This window comes from Terrabacter sp. 05T424, assembly GCF_056396225.1.
This window is the reverse complement of record NZ_JBFTLB010000022.1, coordinates 1-3,955: the sequence shown is the minus strand read 5'-3', so window position 1 is coordinate 3,955 and position 3,955 is coordinate 1. Positions and strand designations below refer to the sequence as shown.

Below are 3,955 nucleotides of genomic sequence, written 5' to 3'. Positions count from 1 at the left end.
CGGCCGCCTCACCCGTGGTCAAACCCGCGCGCACACCCGCCCAGAACAGCGAGCGTGTCGCCACGCTCAACCCTGAACTGCCTCTGCTGCCAACCCTCACCGCAACCCCACCTCAGGTCAGGGTGTTGCGCCCACCCCATGAACCCAAGACGTCGGAAAGTGGGCACTCGACTGAAAGGTGGAGTCGAGTGCTCAGTTCCCGACGTCGGAAAGTGGGCACTCGACTGAAAGGGGGCGTCGAGTGCTCAGTTCCCGACGTCGACGCGGGTGACGGCAGGGGCGAGGTCCTCGGGCGCGGGCGCCCACGTGGCGGCTGCGGCGGGCACCTGCTCGCCGGTGCGGATGTCCTTGACCTCGTCGCCCGACTCGCCCGCCCCGGGGAACCAGACGTACGGGATGCCCCGGCGCTCGGCATACCGGATCTGCTTGCCGAACTTGGCGGCCGAGGGGGCGACCTCGCACGCGATCCCCCGGCGGCGCAGGGCCGTGGCGATGGCGACGGCGTCGTCTCGCGACTCGTCGTCCTTGAGGGCCACGAGGACTGCCGCGGGCGTCGAGCGCGAGGCGGTGACGAGGCCGCGACCGACGAGCAGGCCGAGGATGCGGGTGACGCCGATGGAGATGCCGACGCCCGGGTAGGTGGTGCGCCCGTCGCTGGCCAGCGCGTCGTAGCGGCCACCGGAGCAGAACGAGCCCCACGACTCGTGCCCCACGAACTGGGTCTCGTAGACGGTGCCGGTGTAGTAGTCGAGACCACGAGCGATGCGAAGGTCGGCGACGAGCTTGCCTGGCGCGTGGGCCATTCCGGTGCGGATGACGTTGGCGAGCGACTCGAGCCCCTCCTCGAGGAGCGGGTGCTCGACGCCAAGCGCACGCACCTGCTCGACGAAGCCGAGGTCGGTCGAGCGGATCTCGGCGAGCGCGAGGCACTGGTCGGCCTGCGCGTCGGTGGCTCCCGCCTCGAGGAGCATCGCCTTGACCTTCTCGGGGCCGACCTTGTCGAGCTTGTCGACGATGCGCAGGGTGCCGATGACGTCGGTGATGCCGATGCCCTGGTAGAAGCCGTTGGGGATCTTGCGGTCGTTGACCTGGATGACGAAGTCACCGACGGGGAACTTGCTGAACACGTCTGCGATGACGAGCGGCATCTCCGCCTCGAAGTGCGGCGACAGGTCGCCCACGTCGACGACGTCGATGTCGGCCTGCGTGAACTCGCGGTAGCGGCCTTCCTGCGGGCGCTCTCCGCGCCAAGCCTTCTGGATCTGGTAGCGCCGGAAGGGGAACGAGAGCTTGCCGGCGTTCTCGAGCACGTAGCGCGCGAACGGCACGGTCATGTCGAAGTGCAGGCCCCAGCGCGCGTCGTCGTCGCTGCCGCCGGCGAGCCGCGAGACCGCGTAGATCTCCTTGTCGGCGTCCTCGCCCTGCGAGCTGAGCCGCTCGATCGGTTCGATGGAGCGCGTCTCGACCGAGGAGAAGCCGTGCAGCTCGAACGTCTCGCGGATGACGTCGAGGAATCGCTGCTCGACGATTCGCTCGGACGGGAGGTACTCGGGAAAGCCACTGATCGGCAGGACCTTGGTGGCCTTGGGCTGCGGGGTGCTCACGCGGACAAGTCTTTCAGGTAGGGGTTGGTGGCGCGTTCGTGGGCCATCGTCGTCGCCTGGTAGTGGCCGGGCAGCACGAGCGTGGTGTCGGCAAGGGGCAGCACGACGTCGCGCAGGCTGCGCTGCATCGCGGCCGGGTCGCCGCCGGGAAGGTCGGTGCGCCCGATGGAGCCGGCGAAGAGCACGTCGCCGGTGACCACTGTGCGGTCGACGTCGACCTGGTCGCGGATGCCGTCGGGCACGCGGTCGAGACCGAACATCACCGAGCCCTCGGTGTGTCCGGGCGCGTGCAGGACGTCGACGTCCATGCCGGCCAGAGTGAGCCTGGTGCCGTCGACGATCTCGACGACGTTGGTCGGCTCGGTCCACGTCGCGGCGGTGCCGAACTGCTGCTCGAGCATGGCGACCAGGCCCGGGTTGCTCCGCGCCAGCAGGTCGTGCAGCCGGTAGCGGTCGTCCGGGTGGATGTAGGCCGCGGTGTCGGCGCCGCACACCGGCGTCACGGAGTAGACGTGGTCGACGTGGCCGTGCGTGAGTAGCACTGCGGCCGGCCGCAGGTGGTGCTCGCTCAGCACCTCGCGCAGGGTCTCCTCCACCCCGACACCGGGGTCGACGATGAGGCACTCCTCCCCCGCCCCGGGCGCCAGGACGTAGCAGTTCGTGTCGAACGCCTGGGCGGGGAATGCGATCGTCAGCACGTTCGGAGCCTAGCCATGGGGCGCAGGCTGGGGCACACCGCTTACGTGGTCGGGGCAGGCTTCACCTGCTTGCGTATGCCGTCTGGCGGGCTTCCGGGCGTAAATCCGCCCGTCAGAGGGGAGTTGTCACGGACTCGTGACCCGTCCCGCTGCGTACGCACCGCAGTCGTTCCATAAAATGACCGAACGCCCGGGGACAGCCCATGCGGCCCGTACGAGGAGAGGTCAGTGACCAAAGAGCAGGAACGCGCACGTGCGCGCCGCCGCCACGAAGAGCAGCAGAGGACAGCGAAGGCGCCCGTGAGCGACTCCGCACGCGACAAGCAGGTCTTCGGCGTGATCCTCGCGGTCATCCTCGTCATCGCAGCCGTGATCGTGGTGCCCCGGTTCATCGGCAGCTCCAACAGCCCGGCTCCGGCAGCGGCGTCGACCGCTCCCGCCACCACCCCGGCGAGCAACCCGACCTCCTCAGGCGGCCTGGCCGCTGGGCAGAAGCTCGCTGGGGGCTGCACCGCTCCGCCGGCCAACCAGACCAGCCCGAAGCAGCAGTCCACGGTGCCCGCCAAGGCGGGCGCCGCCGGCAAGACGTTCGTCGCCACGGTGAAGACGACCTGTGGCGACCTGGTGTTCGAGCTCGACGGCACGAAGGCGCCCCAGACGGTCGCCTCGTTCCTCAACCTCGCCAAGACCGGCTACTGGGCACCAAGCCCCTGCCACCGCCTCACCACCGAGGGCATCTTCGTGCTCCAGTGCGGCGACCCCACCGGCACGGGTTCGGGCGACCCCGGCTACCAGTTCGGCATCGAGAACGCGCCGGCCAACGGCCAGTACCCACGTGGCACGCTGGCCATGGCCCGCGGACAGGCACCGGACACCAACGGAGGCCAGTTCTTCATCACCTACAAGGAAACCCAGTTGCCCACTGACACCGGCGGCTACACGATCTTCGGAAAGGTGACCAAGGGCATGGACATCGTCGACAAGATTGCGGCGGGCGGCCTGGTCACAGCAGGCCAGCCGACGCCAGTGCACCCGATCAGCATCCTCAGCGTCAGCGTGACGGAGAAGAAGGCATGACCGACATGAACCAGCCCGAGCCCGACGAGACCACCGGCCCCGAGGTCCTGGCCGTGCCCGCGGACACCTCCGAGGCACAGACGCCGGCGCCGGGAGGCGACGGCGCCGCGGCGGCAGCCACCGCGGACGCCGTTGCGTCGGTGGCCTCGACGGAGTCCGGCGACACGGTGGAGGCAGTCGAGCCGGATGCGGCCGTCGCGGCCGAGCCCGCAGTCACCGAGCCCGTCTCGGAAGCGCCCGCCACCGGGCCCGAAGCGGCCGAGCCCGCGGCCGGGGAGCCGTCCCAGGAAGAGCCTGCCGACGAGACTGCCGCCGAGCCCGAGCCCGTGGCCGAGCCCGTGGCCGAGCAGGCCGCCGTCGTGGAGCCGGAGTCCGAGCAGCCCACTCCCGTCACTGAGCCCGAGGCAGCTCAGCCCGCAGTCACCGAGCCGGTCGCGGCCGAGTCAGCCGAGTCAGCCGAGTCAGCCGAGTCAGCCGAGTCAGCCGAGTCAGCCGAGTCAGCCGAGTCAGCCGAGTCAGCCGAGTCAGCCGAGTCAGCCGAGTCAGCCGAGTCAGCCGAGTCAGCCGAGTCAGCCG

At 70.0% G+C, this 3,955-nt stretch carries 3 protein-coding genes and 1 pseudogene; 2 read left to right on the top strand and 2 right to left on the bottom strand.

Annotated elements, in window-relative coordinates:
- Positions 1 to 245: 245 nt before the first annotated feature.
- Positions 246 to 1,604 (bottom strand): histidine--tRNA ligase, encoded by a 1,359-nt coding sequence (hisS, locus tag AC1DE0_RS22400; RefSeq protein WP_478105843.1) that lies wholly within the window; start codon positions 1,602 to 1,604, stop codon positions 246 to 248.
- Positions 1,601 to 2,302: an MBL fold metallo-hydrolase gene (locus AC1DE0_RS22395; RefSeq protein ID WP_478105841.1), complete on the bottom strand. Its 702-nt coding sequence runs from the start codon at positions 2,300 to 2,302 to the stop codon at positions 1,601 to 1,603. Before AC1DE0_RS22395 ends, hisS begins: the two co-directional genes overlap by 4 nt.
- Positions 2,303 to 2,602: 300 nt before the next feature.
- Between AC1DE0_RS22395 and AC1DE0_RS22390 the strand changes: the two genes are divergently transcribed.
- Together AC1DE0_RS22390 and AC1DE0_RS22385 are read left to right on the top strand one after the other, a co-directional pair.
- Entirely contained in the window at positions 2,603 to 3,379 is a 777-nt protein-coding gene (locus AC1DE0_RS22390) for a peptidylprolyl isomerase (RefSeq protein ID WP_478105839.1), read from the top strand.
- Positions 3,376 to 3,955, top strand: a pseudogene (locus AC1DE0_RS22385) (hypothetical protein); the annotation flags it as partial. The gene AC1DE0_RS22390 and the pseudogene AC1DE0_RS22385, both read left to right, overlap by 4 nt.